This is a genomic window from Paenibacillus sp. NRS-1760 (assembly GCF_050467785.1).
GTDB lineage: Bacteria > Bacillota > Bacilli > Paenibacillales > Paenibacillaceae > Pristimantibacillus.
Genome location: NZ_JBITPK010000021.1, coordinates 236,588 through 254,334, shown reverse-complemented (window position 1 = coordinate 254,334; position 17,747 = coordinate 236,588). Strand labels below are relative to the sequence as shown.

General features: G+C 39.2%; 19 protein-coding genes. 13 read left to right on the top strand and 6 right to left on the bottom strand.

All coding sequences use genetic code 11. From position 1 onward, the window contains the following. Positions 1 to 220 precede the first annotated feature (220 nt). The 12 genes from ACIFSR_RS29305 to ACIFSR_RS29250 all read left to right on the top strand — a co-directional run bounded on the left by ACIFSR_RS29305 (position 221) and on the right by ACIFSR_RS29250 (position 9,545). The gene (locus ACIFSR_RS29305) at positions 221 to 826 is read left to right on the top strand and encodes a CatB-related O-acetyltransferase (RefSeq protein ID WP_339209564.1); all 606 of its coding nucleotides are present in this window, start codon (positions 221 to 223) and stop codon (positions 824 to 826) included. A 176-nt stretch (positions 827 to 1,002) separates the two neighbouring features. Next, on the top strand, positions 1,003 to 2,133 hold the full coding sequence (locus tag ACIFSR_RS29300) for a hypothetical protein (protein WP_430061968.1): 1,131 nt from the start codon (positions 1,003 to 1,005) through the stop codon (positions 2,131 to 2,133). A 28-nt stretch (positions 2,134 to 2,161) separates the two neighbouring features. After that, positions 2,162 to 2,752 (top strand): DUF3885 domain-containing protein, encoded by a 591-nt coding sequence (locus tag ACIFSR_RS29295; RefSeq protein WP_430061966.1) that lies wholly within the window; start codon positions 2,162 to 2,164, stop codon positions 2,750 to 2,752. Positions 2,753 to 2,995: 243 nt separating this feature from the next. Next, on the top strand, positions 2,996 to 3,571 hold the full coding sequence (locus tag ACIFSR_RS29290; protein WP_430061963.1) for a LysE family translocator: 576 nt from the start codon (positions 2,996 to 2,998) through the stop codon (positions 3,569 to 3,571). A gap of 24 nt (positions 3,572 to 3,595) precedes the next feature. Next, positions 3,596 to 4,372 (top strand): AraC family transcriptional regulator, encoded by a 777-nt coding sequence (locus tag ACIFSR_RS29285; RefSeq protein ID WP_430061960.1) that lies wholly within the window; start codon positions 3,596 to 3,598, stop codon positions 4,370 to 4,372. Positions 4,373 to 5,034: 662 nt separating this feature from the next. Further along, a complete protein-coding gene (locus ACIFSR_RS29280) occupies positions 5,035 to 5,436 on the top strand; it encodes a hypothetical protein (RefSeq protein ID WP_430061958.1) in 402 nt (133 codons plus the stop codon). 101 nt (positions 5,437 to 5,537) lie between these two features. Then, positions 5,538 to 5,891 carry a hypothetical protein gene (locus ACIFSR_RS29275; protein ID WP_430061956.1) on the top strand — a complete coding sequence of 118 codons (354 nt, stop codon included), beginning with the start codon at positions 5,538 to 5,540 and terminating at the stop codon, positions 5,889 to 5,891. A gap of 660 nt (positions 5,892 to 6,551) precedes the next feature. After that, entirely contained in the window at positions 6,552 to 7,145 is a 594-nt protein-coding gene (locus ACIFSR_RS29270) for a YdeI/OmpD-associated family protein (RefSeq protein WP_430061954.1), read from the top strand. Between the two features lie 123 nt (positions 7,146 to 7,268). Continuing rightward, positions 7,269 to 7,607 (top strand): hypothetical protein, encoded by a 339-nt coding sequence (locus ACIFSR_RS29265; protein WP_430061952.1) that lies wholly within the window; start codon positions 7,269 to 7,271, stop codon positions 7,605 to 7,607. A 104-nt stretch (positions 7,608 to 7,711) separates the two neighbouring features. Further along, positions 7,712 to 7,936, top strand: a complete 225-nt coding sequence (locus ACIFSR_RS29260; RefSeq protein ID WP_430061949.1) for a hypothetical protein — start codon at positions 7,712 to 7,714, stop codon at positions 7,934 to 7,936. Positions 7,937 to 8,110: 174 nt separating this feature from the next. Continuing rightward, on the top strand, positions 8,111 to 8,449 hold the full coding sequence (locus ACIFSR_RS29255) for an ArsR/SmtB family transcription factor (protein WP_430061946.1): 339 nt from the start codon (positions 8,111 to 8,113) through the stop codon (positions 8,447 to 8,449). Positions 8,450 to 8,543: 94 nt separating this feature from the next. Beyond that, entirely contained in the window at positions 8,544 to 9,545 is a 1,002-nt protein-coding gene (locus ACIFSR_RS29250; RefSeq protein WP_430061943.1) for an NADP-dependent oxidoreductase, read from the top strand. Between the two features lie 104 nt (positions 9,546 to 9,649). Here the strand turns inward: ACIFSR_RS29250 and ACIFSR_RS29245 are convergent, their stop codons facing one another. From ACIFSR_RS29245 to ACIFSR_RS29220, 6 genes are all read right to left on the bottom strand, one after another. Next, positions 9,650 to 11,170 carry an ABC transporter substrate-binding protein gene (locus ACIFSR_RS29245; protein WP_430061941.1) on the bottom strand — a complete coding sequence of 507 codons (1,521 nt, stop codon included), beginning with the start codon at positions 11,168 to 11,170 and terminating at the stop codon, positions 9,650 to 9,652. Positions 11,171 to 11,199: 29 nt separating this feature from the next. Continuing rightward, positions 11,200 to 11,961 carry a response regulator transcription factor gene (locus ACIFSR_RS29240; RefSeq protein ID WP_339208392.1) on the bottom strand — a complete coding sequence of 254 codons (762 nt, stop codon included), beginning with the start codon at positions 11,959 to 11,961 and terminating at the stop codon, positions 11,200 to 11,202. Beyond that, a complete protein-coding gene (locus tag ACIFSR_RS29235) occupies positions 11,936 to 13,699 on the bottom strand; it encodes a sensor histidine kinase (protein WP_339208394.1) in 1,764 nt (587 codons plus the stop codon). Before ACIFSR_RS29235 ends, ACIFSR_RS29240 begins: the two co-directional genes overlap by 26 nt. A gap of 145 nt (positions 13,700 to 13,844) precedes the next feature. Then, positions 13,845 to 15,338 carry an ABC transporter substrate-binding protein gene (locus ACIFSR_RS29230; RefSeq protein WP_339208395.1) on the bottom strand — a complete coding sequence of 498 codons (1,494 nt, stop codon included), beginning with the start codon at positions 15,336 to 15,338 and terminating at the stop codon, positions 13,845 to 13,847. A gap of 87 nt (positions 15,339 to 15,425) precedes the next feature. Beyond that, positions 15,426 to 16,355 (bottom strand): carbohydrate ABC transporter permease, encoded by a 930-nt coding sequence (locus ACIFSR_RS29225; RefSeq protein ID WP_339208397.1) that lies wholly within the window; start codon positions 16,353 to 16,355, stop codon positions 15,426 to 15,428. 12 nt (positions 16,356 to 16,367) lie between these two features. Further along, entirely contained in the window at positions 16,368 to 17,324 is a 957-nt protein-coding gene (locus tag ACIFSR_RS29220; RefSeq protein ID WP_339208398.1) for an ABC transporter permease, read from the bottom strand. A 237-nt stretch (positions 17,325 to 17,561) separates the two neighbouring features. On the opposite strand from ACIFSR_RS29220, the gene ACIFSR_RS29215 reads away from it, so the two are divergent. Further along, positions 17,562 to 17,717 (top strand): hypothetical protein, encoded by a 156-nt coding sequence (locus ACIFSR_RS29215; protein ID WP_339208399.1) that lies wholly within the window; start codon positions 17,562 to 17,564, stop codon positions 17,715 to 17,717. Positions 17,718 to 17,747: the final 30 nt, after the last annotated feature.

Below are 17,747 nucleotides of genomic sequence, written 5' to 3'. Positions count from 1 at the left end.
ACCAGATAGGTAAGGAAATACTTAGAAAGTAGACATAAGCCAATTTTTTTCTTTTTTTGGTATTTTATTGATTAGTAACCGCTGCGGCTATTAAACTAACTGAAGGATCAAATGAAAAATAAAATGTTAATAAAAAAGAGAATAAAGTTGTTGAAGTCAAAAAAATATATTTTAGGAGTGTCGCTAATTGATTGGTCCAGATATAAAAAGTGTTTTCCCAATGAAGGATATCAGAAGCTTATGTTTTCTTAAAAATATAGTGGTTAATCCAAATATTGAAGTTGGAGATTACACCTATTATGACGATAATAATGATCCGTTAGGCTTTGAGAAAAACGTTCTTTATCATTTTGATTTTATCGGTGATAAGCTGAAAATCGGAAAATTTTGCGCTATAGCATCAAGCGTCAAATTTATTATGAATGGTGGGAATCATAATACAAACTCGTTTACAACCTTTCCTTTTGGGGCATTTGGAGGAGAGTGGGAAGCCGGCCTAAAGAATCTAAGTGGTGGTTTCAAAGGGGATACAGTTATAGGGAACGATGTTTGGATAGGCTATAATGCTACAATTATGCCGGGGATTCATATTGGTGATGGTGCGATAATCGCAACAAACGCAGTTGTAACTAAAGATGTTCCGTCTTATTCCATTGTTGGAGGTAACCCAGCAAAATTAATCCGTAATAGATTTGACCAGGAGACTATTGATATTCTCAATACTTTGAAGTGGTGGAACTGGGATGTTGAAAAAATAACTAAATATATTCCAATTTTGACAAGCAATAATACGGATGATTTAAAAGAACTACTGAAGTCATTATAATAACGGTATTACGCTAACAAGGTAAGATAGTTTAACAAATAAGGAGCAGTTCATATGGCGACTGCTTCCATTTTCATTAAGTAAGCTGGAAGTTAACGCAATTGTCAGGATGGAATCGTGGACCGTTTCACGTATTTTAAATGTATATATTTTGAAGAAACAGAGGTCTGTTCATAATGATAACCGCAAAAACGGAAAAAGATATTAAAATTGACCCTGATTACTTACAGTCACTATTACGGCGAGTTGTAGCTTCTCAAAATTTACAGTTATTATCGTGGAATTTCAGCCCTCTTGGAAAAAACAAGGAAGAAAGTTCGGTTTATAGGGTATCTTGTATAGCTCTGGACAACGATAGAAAGCAAAATTATACAATGATACTCAAGATATTAAAACCTGATCCTATGCGTAATCAAGTCAATCACTACTACTACTGGAAACGTGAAGCTCTGGTTTATAATTCAGGGATTCTGAATCAATTGCCACTTGGTATAAGGGCTCCCTTATGCTATACAGTAGAAGAGCATCCGGATGAAAATGTCTCGATCTGTCTCGAGGATATAGCTATTGAAAATGTCCAAAGTGAATGGTCATTCAAGCACATGTGTAAAATATCCTATTTACTTGGCAAATACAATGGCGCATACATAACAGGGACACCTCTCCCAACTGAATCTTTTTTATGCCACAATTGGATGCGTTCTTGGGTTGAGGTGTGTACTGCTTATGCTAAACCCATTGAGGAGCAAAAAGTTATTTGGGATTCTTGCTTGATTGATTTTAATGATAAGAGCACTATGTGGGAGCTTTATCGTATCACTAGAGACCGAGTAAACAGCTTGCTGGAGACATTAGAATTACTGCCTCGTGTATTTGCCCATCAAGACGTACACTGGGATAACATTTTTATAGAGCAATTGAATGGAAATGATTCATTAATAGCGATTGATTGGCAGTTTGCAAGTATTTCAGGTGTAGGGGAAGAGCTTGGTCGAATGTTTGGATATGCGTTATTAAAAAAGAAAGTTCCCGTTAACAAGGTAGCAGAGTATAAGGAAGAATTATTTCTAAACTATATGCAAGGACTCAGGGATGAGGGATGGGACGGGGATTTCAAGCTTGCCCGTTTCGGTTTTACTGCGACCGCATCGCTTAGGTTTATCATGGTTATTGATAAGATGCTTAGTAATTTAGAAGTAGACGATAAAATAAACAAAAAAGAAAAATCAAGTCATCAGTTGTTAGTAGCTCAGATACTGCTTGATTTGGCAGAAGAGTCTTGGAACCTAAGAAGTCAAATACTATAGTACTTTTCGGGGAAAGGATGGGAAATGAGTGTCAGCATCACTTGATCATTATCTCAATGATAAGTTTCTAGGACTCAAATTGGAATCCCCTCTATTTTATAACGCGGATGTAGGCATTCGATTTGAGATCGGTGACCCGGATCCTTTGGTTTCTGATGAAAAATACAGAGACCAAGTTCTCTATCGTACTACTCAACTATTTAAAGAAACGCACAGTGAAAGTGATGAAATATTTATTGTTTTATTTCTTAGTTTTAGAAGGAAGAGTAAGCCTCACAAGATAAAATTTTTTAAAAAAGGCGTTAAAAGCAAGGAAACTTTAAAAAAACTTAATTGTAACAGCATTATAGGATCTGATGAAGAGGAAGATGGATGGGTAAGGTTCCGTTATGTACTGAGTTGCAAAACATCAGATATTAAGCCTGCAGTGTTTCTCTTCGCGTATCATAGAATATTTTTCGTGAATACAACTCGTAATACGATTTTTTATTTATATGACGACAGAGGTTTAGATATTGCTTCTAACACAACGGCACCTCTCCAAGAACTTTACATAAATTATAATCACTGGATATTAGATTACGATAGAGAGAGTATCGACTCCATCTTCAAATCGTAAGTCAACTTCATTTCTGTTCTTTTAAGCCAATCGGCAGGATAGTTCAATAAGATTAGGGAAATATGATTTTTCATATTGGTTGGATATAAACAAGTTCAGACCTAACTTTGTTCTATTCAATGAAGCCCCAAAATATTTGCCACATAGAACCATAGCGAAATAAACGTTAGTTCTGCAATAATATACTATAGGAATTTCATTTTAAGATGTAGGCTATGAGAAGAGCTTGAAAGGAGTATTCTCATGGATTTTACATCTTTTTTGATTTACTGTACGATTGCTACGTTTACACCTGGACCTACCAATATCGTCATATTATCCACGGTGCATAATTTCGGTGTAAAAAAGGCAATGAAATATTCGTTTGGAGCAACAATTGGTTTTGCCTCATTACTTGTTATTTCTGCTTTGCTGAACACGATTCTCATAACGATTATACCGAAAATAATCATTGTGATGCAGATCATTGGAAGTGGTTATATGTTTTATCTTGTTTATCAAATTTACAAAATGGATGCATCAAACGGAGCATTAAACCAAACGGCTACTTTCTTGTCAGGGTTTCTTATGCAGTTTTTAAATCCAAAGGTAGTATTATTTACATTGACTGTGATTCCAACCTTCATTATGGCTAGCTATAGCACAAGTTCTGCAGTCTCATTAAGTATTTTAGCTATCACATTAATTGGTTTTTTGGCATTTATGACATGGGTTCTCTTTGGTTCGATCTTCAAAGCGCTTTTACAAAAGTATAATAAGATATTTAATGTATTGATGGCGTTATCTCTCGCTTACGCTGCAATCATGATCTGGATGTAGGCAAGTGATGAAGAGGTGAATGGAATGAACAAATTTATTTATCGAAAATCAGCGGGTATTACGGTGCTGTCAGCGAATATGACTGATTTTACGTATAAAAAGCACGCTCACCAAGAGTATGCCATGGGTGTAACTTTACGTGGAATCCAAAAATATAATTTGGATGGCACTTTACAATTATCCCACCAGAATGGTGTTATGTTTTTTAATCCGGAGCAGGCTCATGATGGAATGGCGCAGGATAAGACAGGTCTGGATTATGTTATGATCTATATTGATCCGCAATTGTTTTTGGAGGTTATTGAGAAAAAGGATATCGTACGTTTTCCTAAACCTGTTGTGTATGATGATCGACTAAAACAAGGGATATTAAATCTTTCCTACGCAATATTGAGCGGAAAAGACGAGGCCATTTGCAGTGAATTATTCGTATCCCTCACTGATAGCCTCGTCCAAACGAAGTTTTCGACTGACAACAAGAAGGATACCGCACTAATTCACAAGGCAAAGAATATGCTTCATGCCAATCTGGAACAGGTATTGAAACTTGATGAGATTTGTAATGAACTTCATTTATCAAAGTTTAAGTTTATTCGCTTTTTCAAGGAGAATACTGGTATTTCACCGTATCAATACTTTCTTAACTGCAAAATCGAACTTGCTAAACAGTTGATCGAAAAAAATAGAGATATTTACTCTGCAGTGGCTGCATGCGGTTTTGTGGATTTAACCCATTTAAATAAACATTTTAAAAGTGTATATGGCACAACTGCTTTCGAATATATGTCATATTTGAATTAGAGGGGCGATAGGTGCCTATGACAGTAGGTGAGATAATCTATAACCACTGGGATTAGACCTGTTATTCTCAATCAAATATAACTTATTAATCATTAAAACGAGGCTGCCGGTATAAATCGGCAGCCTCGTTGCGTTTACGAGCAGCTTAGTTGGGATGAAAATGTTTATTTTGGATGATATACCATAAATTAAAACATTTTTGGATATCTAACGTCTATACAGTTATGGTTTTCAAAATTAAAGAAAGGAGTTCTTAGAAAATTATGGAGGTGTGTAATTGAAAACACTATATCTAATACTAGGTGGAATCATTAATTCATTTTTAGCGCAGATGTTTCCATACATTATAAAAATCAGTGCATCATGTATATATGTAATAGGTTATTTTTTCGGATTACATAACGGTTCTGATATGAGAGGAGAAGAAGATGTAATAATCGTCCTCCTACCCATAACTATTTTATTATTAACTTCATTTCTAGCTATTTTAATATTTAGCAATCGAACAATTTTCAGAAAAATAAAGATAAGAAAATCACAGTTCGTTTTGTTCAGTTTTGTATCCTTTATACTTTTTTTTAGTTTAAGCATGATGATTTTTGACCCTCCTAATCTTACATAACGACTTGAGATAGAATTGATAATTATGGAGGTTTAAAAGTATGGATGAAATAGTAGGAGAATGGTCTGCAGATGCTTTATTTGATCCGGGACCTAGTGATGAGATCATTTATTTTCTAGAACACGGAGATGGGTGGATAGAATACCTAAATTGGTCACTTTCCGCAATCGAAACATTTAGATGGTGGCGTAATGAGGAAGGGAGAATTAATATTAAGGGAGAAACCATTCATTCAAACTCTGAACCTCTGAGAAAGTCAAACAAAGTACATTCAAATTTATTAATAAGTATTCAACAAGGAATTACCACATTAGATAAACCCATAACTATCCTTACAGTAGAAACCGATAAGCTATATGAAACAAATAAATATGGTCTAGTGAATAAAACAATAGAAAAGGATTATTTGGCTAAAAGACTGCTATTTTTAAATAAAAGATAGTTTAACTGTGAACGACAGTTTGAGTTAATGGGTAAATAGTTAAAAAAACAATGAGCAGTTTGATGTGATACTGCTTACTTGTTGAGATGTCGGGGGAAAATATGAACGCTGTTGAATTGGAGAAGTTCGCTAAGCAATACAATTCTTTTGAAAAAGCACATGAGGGATTCTGGGTATATGTAAACTCTTGGCTTAGTGATGAACCTGAAGAATTTGTTGAGGCATTTAACAGTAATGATATCTCAACTTCGACAAAGCTTTCAAATGAGAGAATAGCCCTAGTTATTAATTATCGATGGGACGATCCAATATATTTTGTTCAAACCACATTGAATGTTGAGATAAATGAGAGAGAAATTGCTCAGTATCATTTATTACAAACCCTTGATGGCGAAGATATGGATGATGGCCTCAGTTTTTCTAACGTATGTTTCGTACCAAGAAATATAGATTGAATACATTCCTCAAGTTATACGAGTAGGGAAGGTTGAACGCTATAACTTCTAGAACTAATTGTTCTGCTTGATCGGTATGACCATAGGGAATGCGTACGGTGGCTAAGCATATCGTGGAGCGATGTGAAGCTTATCCGGTCCTAATCGCAATGTTCGCCGAAAAAATAAACTAAGATGAATATCGCCAGTATGCTCATTCGATGTTAGGCATAAGAGGAATGAATGGAGAGGCTTTCGGAATATTCCGGATGCCTTTTATTCTGTTTGTGTAAAGTGCCAAAATGTGAAAATCGGCTGCTTTCATAAAACAATGAGAACGATTGTCCAACATCACAAAAATGAGGCGAACAGCAAGTAATAGTAGCCATCATGAGTGAGCCAACTGGCATGGTAATATCTTGTGAGGGTATATCTATAAATTTGGTTGTATACAATGAAATTGTTATGATAAAAATGTAATTTGTAATAGAGTTTGTATGCAAACTGTACAATCCATAAAAATGCAGTACAATGGAACCTATGTGCAACTGATGAAAAAGTGATGACACGGTATTAGTCAGTGTCCATCAGCTTGGAGCGGCAAGCAATCCAGTGGATTTATTAATGATCTGCTTATTATCAAAAACATAATAGTAATTTGATGTAGAGGGGTACTCCTTGATGACAAATAGTGGACTGAATCTTAAGGTTGATGGATTTATAGGTAAATCTAAAAAGTGGAAAGAAGAATATAAAAAGTTGAGAAATATTGTACTGGACTGTGAGCTGACCGAAGAATATAAGTGGATGCATCCTTGTTACACGTTTCAGAATAAAAACATAGTTTTAATCCACGGATTTAAAGAATATTGCGCACTTCTGTTTCACAAAGGCGCCTTGTTAAAAGATCCCAATGGCATCCTAATCCAACAAACAGAAAATGTACAGGCGGCGCGCCAAATTCGGTTCACCAGCGTTCAAGAAATAGTTGAAATGGAAGCTATCCTGAAATCCTATATTAATGAAGCCATTGAAGTTGAACAAGCCGGTTTAGAAGTGGTTTTCAAAAAGAATACAGAATACATAATTCCTGATGAATTTCAAAACAAATTAGATGAAATGCCTGCCTTGAAAACTGCTTTTGAAGCATTGACGCCGGGACGGCAAAGAGCGTACATTTTTTATTTTTCTGAACCTAAACAATCCAAAACTCGCGAGTCAAGGGTTGAAAAATATAAGCAGCAAATTCTGGATGGAAAGGGTTTAAATGATTAGGATATATATTTGTTTTCCTGTTCGAAAGAAATAGAAGAACCCAGTCGCTAAATACCATTTAGCTAATGGGACTTATAATGAAGTCTAATGGATTTTTAAACTAAACGGTAAAAGAGTGGTTTTATGTTCATTGTTACTGTGGAGATGACTCAGGAGCGAAAAGATCAGCTGCTTAACTGGGTTGACTCACATCAGAAGGCTACATTGGAAAATGATAAGGGAATCCTGGCAGGGCTGCAATGGATGGTTGATAAGTTGGATTTAACTGATCATCTCTACTCAGAGATGGTTGTAACAAATCCTATTATTATTAACCAAACTATTATTGATGAATGCAAGAAGAAGTTTGAAGAAAATTGGATTCATGCGTTATGGAATAGCGGATTTGCTTTGGCAGTTTTTGCGGTTTTGGATCTATTCAGCATTCAAATTGTGGAGTTTCCAACTGCAAAAAGAAACTAAAAATGCTTGAAATACATACGTTTTTATAATTGTATATTAAATAAAGCATTCTTATATAAAGCGTGGGCTTCGTGGTTAGAAGGAATAATATAATGGGGTGGCTAATGAAAAAACAGCAATTAAGAAGAAGCTTAAATTACTCAGCATTGGGTCTTTTAGTTGCCTATTTAGCGGGAATAGTTATCGTACTCCTCATCTTTAGTATTAAGCGGTTTGATGAAGATTTTGAGTTCATGTTTACCTTTAACTTTTTATTATGGGGTGGAGTTTCTTTGTTAATCTCTGTTTTCTTATTGATGGTTACTAAGTTAATAGTAACAAGAGGTTGAGGCTTAACAATGCAATGGCGAATTTAACGGAATCGATGAAGAACTGATTTTGCGGATAAGAACGGATAACAGCGCTGCTCCGCCAGCATAGGTATTGTATAAGATATTTGATCTTGTCAAAAAGTTGGTTATAATAGGTTTGTATAATTAAACGAATGAACGGAAGTGAAGTGTATGAGCCAAAATACTGAACAGATTGTACAGCAATTTAAAGATTCCATTCCCTTGCTGGATGTTCTTACAGATGAAAAACGTCAAGCCATAATTTTGCTGCTTGCACAGCATAAAGCTGGACTTAATGTCAATACTATAGCGGATCAAATTGACTTGTCCCGGCCTGCCGTCTCCCATCATTTGAAGGTATTAAGACAGTCTGGTTATGTTAGTTACGAAAAGAAGAGCGTAGAAAATTACTATGTCCTGACTCTCCGCAAACCATTAGAGCAACTTAAATCTTTAATTGAGGCTATAGAAGCTCAGTGTAGCGGATCTTTGCAATCTTCAATGGAATAAAATGAACGTTTGCTTCATTAGTCCATTGGAAAAATGTTTTTTTGCTCTATACGTTTATATGTTTAAACGAATGATCTTAATAGGAGTGATAATAATGAAGGCTATAACAATAGAGAGATATGGAAAAAATATCCCCTTAATAATGACGGAACGACCAATGCCTACAATGGGAGAACATGATGTATTAGTAGAGATTTATGCGGCGAGCTTAAATCCTATCGATTTCAAAATAAAAGAAGGAAAAGTAAAATTACTGCTAACGTATGACTTTCCTTTAGTTCTCGGAAATGATTTTTCTGGAGTAGTAACCAAGGTTGGTGAACGCGTGAGCACATTTAAACCCGGTGATGAGGTTTATGGAAGACCTCGCAAAGACAGGATCGGAACGTTAGCTGAATATATTGCCATTCATGAAGATGATATTTCTCTTAAACCAGAAAATCTAAATTTTGAAGAAGCGGCGTCAATCCCACTGGTCGGACTTACGACATACCAAGCCTTTTACGATATTTTGAACCTTCAAAAAGGGCAAAAGATTTTGATTCATGCAGGATCTGGAGGGGTAGGAACATTTGCTATCCAACTGGCCAAATTGATGGGCGCTTATGTCGCCACAACAGCAAGTGATAAAGGCTATGATTTGGTCAACTCACTGGGCGCCGATCAAATCATTAATTATAAAACAGAGAATTTTGAAGAAATGCTTACAGGCTATGACGCGGTGTACGATACCTTAGGTGGGACAGCATTGGAAAAATCATTCCAGGTACTGAAACCAAACGGAAAAATAGTATCGGTCTCCGGCCTGCCCAACTCCAGATTCGGCAAGGAAGCAAAATTAGGCTGGTTGAAGACGGTCGTTCTATCCATTGTGAGCCGTAAAATTACAGCCCTAGAGAAGAAAAGCGGTACGAGATATCATTTCCTCTTTATGAAACCAAGCGGAGCGCAATTAAAGATCATTAAGAAGTTTATAGAAGAGGGTCACATTATTCCGGTTATTGATAAAGTGTTTGATTTTAAAGATACAGGGCAAGCCTTTCAATACCTTGAAAGCGGTAGAGCTAAAGGGAAGGTAGTCGTTAAAATAAAGTAAGTTTTACCAAGTAAAATAGTAGAATGATAAAAGGCAGCCGATATAGGCTGCCTTTTCCGCTTATATACATATTCATAAATAGTCTGTGGGAGGCACTATAACACTTACCTCTTTGCGTTTCGCTTCTCATCCAACTGCTTCTGTATTTCTTTCCGCACCTCTTCGATACCTGCTTGTTTTAGCTCCTGATTAAATTTTGGTAGGATTGTGTCAACATCGACAGTACCGGTCATAAGGCTTGGATAGTATTTTTTCCAAATCATCTCGATGTTATCGGTTTGGGCGGTCAGCTTAGATAGATCAGGCGTGAAGCCAAGAATGGTGGACTTGATTGCTTCAGCGTTGTATTTGCGGAATTGATCCCACTTATCGAGCGGTTCCGGGTTATCGCCGCCTATAGTTTTCAAGATAAACCAGTTACCCTGTGTATATTGTACTCCCGCATAGCTCGCTGGTGCATCCGGGATCGGGTTGCCTTGGCTATCTTTGCCGGGAATGGGGATCGCTTGCCCATGTTCACCTAGCGTGTAATGCAATCCTTCAATACCATAGTTAAATAGGTTTCGTATTTCAGGGTCTGTATTGAGCAGGTTCAGGAACTTAATAGACTCAATAGGATGCTTGGTGTTGGCATTAATAGCCATGATTCCTCCACGGACGGATTCCGTAGTGACGACACTAGGGGTTACAGGATTCGATACAACCTTGTACCCGCGATCCTTACTCCAATTCGTATCCGAGAGTGGGCCGCCGCCTGAGGATTTCCAGAATACCTGATCCCCACGCTTAAGACCGCCAGGCTCCCGCAGTGCAGCATCCTGGTTAATGAAGCCCTCTTTATAATAACGCCGCAATGTGTCTAATGTCTGCCGGGCTTCCTTCGTTTCAAAAATATTCACGACCTTAGAGTTAGGGTCCAGTGATTTCACCATTAACGGAACTTTATGATTCAAAATATACTCGTAGCCATAGAGAGCAAAGAAATTTTGTGAATCCCGATCCAATTCCATTGGTATATAGGTTGGTTCATTCTGTTGAATCATCCGGAGCAATGGTTCTAGCGATTCCAGCGTATTGTATTTGGTAATGTCGATATTGTACTTCTTAATGATCGAAGCAGGATACATCCAATGATCACGTACAGCCAGCTCTTTATTGGTCGGTACACCATAAATGCCTCCATCATTCATTCGTACCCCTTGCCAGAAGGTGGGGTCAATCGTGTCGTACAAATCCTTGCCTAGACTCAAAAGGTAGTCATCAAGTTTCAGCCATGCACCGCGCATAGCGGTAGTTGCATAATTGGGGGCAAAAGCAATGTCGAACTGGCTTCCTGCGGATATGAGCGTGTTCAGCCGATCCTCATACTCCTGCCAACCAACCTTAATATAGGTGATGGTCACGCCAATTTTACGAGCCATAATTTCATTGATTTTATCGTTTACGAGCTTCAGATCTTTGTCAGGCTCTCCAATTGTGTAATAGATCAGATTTACCGTGTCCCCATGATATTTATCAATGTTGTTTTTGCTAGCTTGACGGGAGCAACCGGTTGTATATGCTGTGAGCAGCAGTATAATACTGAATGTAATGAAGATATATCTGTATCTAGAGCGCTTTTGCATCGATATCCGCCTTTCTGCCGAGTTCGTTGTTAACCTTTTCCCCGCAGATCAGAGGGAGACTTTCCGAAAAAGCTTTGAAAATGTGTATAAAAATAATTGAGATTGTTGTAGCCGACGGAAAGCGCGATAGAAGAAATCTTCTCATCTGTCGATTGAATTCGTTCTTGAGCAAGCAGCATACGGTAAGCCATTAGATATTCTGAAAATTTCATATCGGATTCTTTAAGAAATAATTGTCCAAGATAGGTACTGTTCATCTGGAAACGTTCTGCCACTGATTTTAAAGTAATATTCTGAGCATACTCCGTCTTGATCATGAGCAAAATGCGGTTGACCAGCTTGGATAAGCTGTCATAGCTTACACCGAGTACCGGGTCCTTGTTCAGGCTCTCGCAGCTAGCATTACCTATCGTACCATGGAGATCTTCAACAATAATTTTCTCAATCACTTGCTGCAGCTTTGTACGATCCAAAGGCTTAAGCAGATAGTCTTTCACACCACAGCGAATGGCTTCTTGGGCATACTTGAATTCACTATAGCCGCTCATAATCACATATTTGGTAGGGATTTGTAGCTCATTAAGTCTATGAATCGTTTCATAACCAAGATCCTTGCCAACACAGACATCAAAAATAGCGACATCAGGCAGCAGGTCTACAACCTTGGACATGGCGGCTTCCGTAGATTCGCACGTATCTATCCGACTGAAGCCATATTGTTTCCAGTCGAGGATTCGCTTCATCCCCTCCAAAATCTGTGGTTCGTCATCCATTATCAGCAGTTTGTACATGTTCAATCACCTCTTTTGGAATCCGTACAGAAATCTTAACTCCAGCTTCCTCATTATTTCCAATCTCTATATAAAAGCTTTTCCCGTAAAAGAAGTGCAGCCTCGTGTAGACGTTGCGCAAACCGATACTCTCGGAAGAAGTATCATCCTGGTTGGACAGTGTACTTCGCACTGCATTTAAACGCTCCGCCCCAATACCGCGACCATTATCCACAAATTCCAATACATAATAATCTTCAGCTTCCCAGCCATTAACGATATACAAGTTAAACTCATTGCTAGCGCTAAAGCCGTGGATGAAAAAGTTTTCAGCCAAAGGCTGCATCCAGAATTTCACGGTAGGAATCGAGAGCAGCGCAGGATCTACATTGACCTGATAAAAAAAACGTTCTGGATATTTAAACTCCATAATTTCCAAGTATTTTTGCAGCAATTCCAGCTCACTTGCAATCGAAATAATATTTTCCTTCTTGACGATTTCGCGATAGAGCGCCCCTAAGGTAGCAATGGCATCAGCGGTATCTCTGTCCTGATTAACCAAAGCAGTGGAGCGGATGACCTCTAACGTATTATAAAGGAAATGAGGATTGATTTGATTTTGAAGCGCTTTCATCTCAGTTTCTTGCTGTTTTAGTTTAAGTAAATATTCATTGCGGATATGCTTATCTAACTGCTCAATCATATCATCTAGTTCCCTTGCAATCATGCCGTATTCATTTCGACGATAACGGGCAGGGCGATTAGGTGTGAAATTAGCTGATTTCACGCGCCCAATCGATTGAATAATGCGGTGCAGGAAGCGGAAATCATCCCGCATATTATACACAATAAGCAGTAGTACACTTATCATGGTCGTTAATACGATCAGAAAGATGGTAATCAGCATTCTGGCATGCTGTTTAATCAGCATGGATAAATCAACGATGCTAACGAACTTGAAATTGAACTTGGTGGATGGAAAGGTAATATAAAAGATATGCTTGAACAAGCCCTGCGAAATAACGCCATGACTGCGTCCATTCGCCGCCGCGAGACGCGATAATTCCTCTAAGTTCTGATCCTGCCCGCTGCCGATAAGGTAGACCTCACCAGAAGTGCTGACTGCAGCAGCTTTTCCCAATCGATAATTTTGTATAGATTTAAAGACTTGATCACTGCTGACCAAGAAGCGCAGCTCCCCTAATTCCTTAGAGCCCAGTGATGTATCCGATAGTTTCTTGCGATATACGAAGCCTTTTTGAATCGTATCGTGAAAAGCTTCGTCTGTATTTGGAAGACCGAATATGAAGCTTGCAATTCCGTTTTCGTTAAAGCGTACAACATTGCTATACTGATTGGTATGCAAACTAACCTGCGTAATTTCACCCTGCGCCCAGCTGTACAGGTAGGTTTTAATATCCTCTGGGAAGGATACCAACGGCTGTGAGAACTCGCTGTTTTGCAGACTATTGGTTAAATAGCCTTCAACGCTGCTGTTCAAAAAGCTGCGAGCATCTTCCATTAGACTATGATTGGAGTATATACGCTGCATGTAAGCCTCAATTCGGTCAGCATCGTACTGCAGCTCATTCTCTACACCTGCGAACGCATTTGCAGCCTCTAAACGAGCATCACCAACCCACTGATTCAGCAGCATGACACAGGTCAGAATGCCAAGGGCGAGTCCGATAGTTACGACAAAGACGACATAGGCAATAAACTTGTAACGATAAATTTTAATTTGTAAAAAAGAGCTCATATGGCACCTCAATTGCAGCAGCTCGCCTTAAAGCAAGTGGTTTCCATACCACTTTATCATGATTAAGCGAAGCTTCATAGATAGCAAGAAATAAGCATCCCATACAGAGTGTCTCAATATGGGATGCTTATTCAACTTGCTTAACTTACTTGAAGTAGTTATTGATTTGCTCTTGAGCCGCTTTCATAATCGTGTCCATGCCAGCGGACTTTAATTCAGCAGTAATTTTCGGAATCATTTTTTCCGGATCGGATGCGCCTGTAATGAGTTCATATTTGTATTTATCCCATACGGACTGGCAATTTGCTACTTCAGTCTGAAGATTGCTGATGTCCAGTGCGAAACCTAGCACAGTGGAGGATGTCGCTGCGTCATTCAGCTTTTTAACTTGATCCCATTGATCCTCAGGAGCACCTTTGGTAACTGCTAGATTAAAGAATGTACCTTGGGAGTATGCAGCCAGCGGCCAAGTATCAGAAGTACGCTCGATAACCTTTTCGCCATCCACATTTTTGTAATCTACGTCTAGCTCGCCGAATGCAAGCATATTGCGTAGTTTTGGATCAGTGTTGACTAATTCGAGGTACTTCAATGCTTCTTTCTTATATTTCGAATTCGCAGAAATCGCATTCAAGGAGCCTTGGATTGTGCTTGTTGTATAAATAGGGCCAAAGTGTTGAACCATATCATATTTTTCAACAGCATCATTGATTTGCCAGCTTACTTCTGCACCCGGAAATGCCTGAGCTGCAAAGAATGGTCTGCCTTTTTCATTCTCTGTTTTAGTCGGAGCATCTGGGTTGATGATGCCATCTTGGTACCATTTATGCAGGAGCTTCAGATCGGCCATAACATCAGGCTGCTCAAGAACAGAAACAACCGTACGTGATGCATCGTCAGCTTTTACGCCAACTGGAGTGAAGCCTAGTGTTAAATCATCATAATTGTTAAAGAAACCATTCAAGCCTTCACCTTGCGTCATCGGCAATGGGTAGAAGCTTTTGCCTTCGCCGGACTTGATGTTGTGAAGCGGTTGATCAAGGTCCTGCAGGGTTTTGATGCTGTTGATGTCAATATTGTACTTTTGCACGTATTTATCATCGTACACCCAATATTGCGTTAGTGCCGAATCCTTATAAGTAGGAACGGAATAATATTTGCCGCCAATTTTCGTGCCATCCCAAACCTTTTCAGGAATCAATTTGTATAAGTCAGGCGCATCACTTTGAACTAAATCAGTGATATCGGCGAAAGCTCCCATAGCCACTTGCTTGCTGTATTTACCGCTGTTTGTGAACATAATGTCGAAGGGTTCGCCAGTATTTACAATCGTGTTGATTTTGGTGTCCCATTCACCCCAGCTGGCTACTTTGATGTCAATTTTCACACCAATTTTCTCCGCTGTATATTCATTCATAGCATCAATCGCTTTGCCGAAGTTATTAGGCACTTGGCCGCCGATCGTCCACCAGACGAGCGTTGGAATATCCTTGCTTGGTGCTTCGCTGTCCTTTGGCGCGTCTGTCGTTGACGGAGCGTTTGTTGCAGCTGGTGAATTCGAGCCGGAGCAGGCTGCTAAGCCACTCACCATTAGTGTGAGAATACAAAGCGTAGAGATGAACTTCCAAGATTTCTTCATTTCATTTCCCCCTTATTGAAGTTGTGTCACCGTAAGCGTTGTACAGTGATCTATCATAAACCAAGCAGGCTTGGTTTATTTCGTTGATTATCCTTTAACTGCGCCAATCGTTAACCCGGAAATGAAATATTTCTGGAAGAACGGATAGGCGAAGGCTACAGGCAGAACAATGATAATCGCTACAGCCATGCGGGCAGATTCCTTCGGCATCGTTGCGACGAGCACGGCATAGCTTACGCCCATACTAGCAGCGTTTTTGGCAAGCGCATCGACATTGCTCATCAAGCTGTTAAGCAGTGCCTGCAAAGAATATAGGTTCTGGTTGTTGATGTATAACATCGATTGAAACCAGTCATTCCAATAAGAGAAGCAGAGAAATAGTCCAATGGTTGCAATGACCGGCAAGGAAATCGGCAGAATGATGGAGAAAAAGATTCGCAGCTGGCTCGCACCATCAATTTCAGCAGATTCAATCAGCCCGTCGGGAATCGTGCTTTTAAAGAAGGTTTTACAAATGATAACGTTAAATGAAGAGACGGCAAGCGGCAGAATAAGTGCCCAGACGCTGTCTTTTAGCCCTAATAGATTAGTATTAATGAAGTAGCTGGAAACCAGACCGCCATTGAATATCATGGGGATGAAAACGACCCAAGTTAGAAAACCCTTCAGTTTGTAGTTTGGGCGAGAAAGGACATAGCCCATGGAGGTGGTAAGAAATATACCGAGCACAGTACCAACCACCGTAACAAGAGCGGATACGCCGAGCGCCCGCAAAATCATCGTTCCTTGCTTGATCACATAAGCGTATGCTTCACCTGATAGTGCAACCGGCAATAGATGATATCCTGTCTCACGTATGGAGTTCTCACTGGAGAGTGAAATGGACAGCACTACAATTACGGGTATGACGCAGATCAGCGCCAATACGATAAAGATCAGGTTGAAAAATAAGTTTACAACGTTGCTTGTACGGTTGAATTTCTCAAGACCTGTTTCGTAAGTCCTTCTCGTTGACATGGTCTTACCTCCTTACATCATCGCGCTATCAGGATCGATTTTGCGAACAATCCAATTAGCGATTAGAATAGTTGCACAACCCAGAACGGACTGTACGAATGCGGCAGCAGCGGCCATCCCTAAGGTAGCGGATTTCAGTTGTTTATACACCATGACATCGATGGTGGTAGACACGTTAAACAATGAATTGGAATCTCGCGTGACCTGAAAGAACAATCCGAAATCGGTGTAGAAGATACGTCCAACTGCCAGAATGAACAGCATGACGATAACGAGTTTGAGCATCGGCAATGTAATAAAACGTGTTTGCTGCCAAATGGAAGCGCCATCAATTACAGCGGCTTCATAGTACGTGCTGTCAAGGCTTGTGATGGTTGCCAGATAAATGACCATGCCATAACCTAAGCCTTTCCATACATTTAAGAGAATTAGAATGTACGGCCAGTAAGCCGGCTCCATGTACCAGTTAACAGGATCGCCGCCCATGTTGACGAGCAATTGATTAAGAATCCCTTTATCAAAGCTTAGGAACGCCCAGCCTACAGCAGATACGACAACCCAAGATAAGAAATAAGGGAGGAACATCATCGTTTGATAGACTTTGCTTGCTTTGCGGCTGTGGAGCAGCCCGATCATAATAGCGAAGAGAACGGGCAACACAATACCTAGAACGATAAAAATAATGTTGTATCCAATGGTGTTTCGAATAATGATCCAAGCGTCATTTGACTTGAATAAGAACTCAAAGTTTTTGAAGCCTACCCAAGGACTATTAAATACATTGCTCAAAAACCCGCCGCTAATTTTGAAGTTTTTGAAGGCAATAATGATCCCGAACATAGGTAAGAAACAAAACAGGATGTACCATATCGTTGTAGGCAATGCCAATAGGGTGAGTTCCGTATCCTGCTTGTGCCAACGAATTCGTAAGCGCTTTCTTTTATCTTGAAGTTCAACTGTCGATTTCATGCCTTTTACTCCTTTCGGTGTCTTCTCGGATGTGTTGCACTTGTTAAGCTCATTGTATAATAGGAGGATTTGATGCTTCTAGATAACAAACTTGATACTATAGTCAACAAACGTTAGATTCGATCATTCTGTTTTACAGAACCTTAAGAATGAACACAAAGCTTAATTCCAATATGTGTTAAAATAAATGGATAATTACGTGAATGGGCTTGATAAAATAAGTTAGGAGTGTGGATAATGGGTACATTTCTTTCAAATATCCAGGTTTTCACCGGTGTGCAAGATAGCGCAAAGTTGCTCGAAGAGCTGGTGCTTGCCGTAAGAAATAGGCTGGTAGGGGACGAATATGAGGAAACAGGCAATGCTGAATCGGCCGACCGCTCCCTTAACTAAAGGCGATTTGGGAGAAAGAAAGGGTCTTTG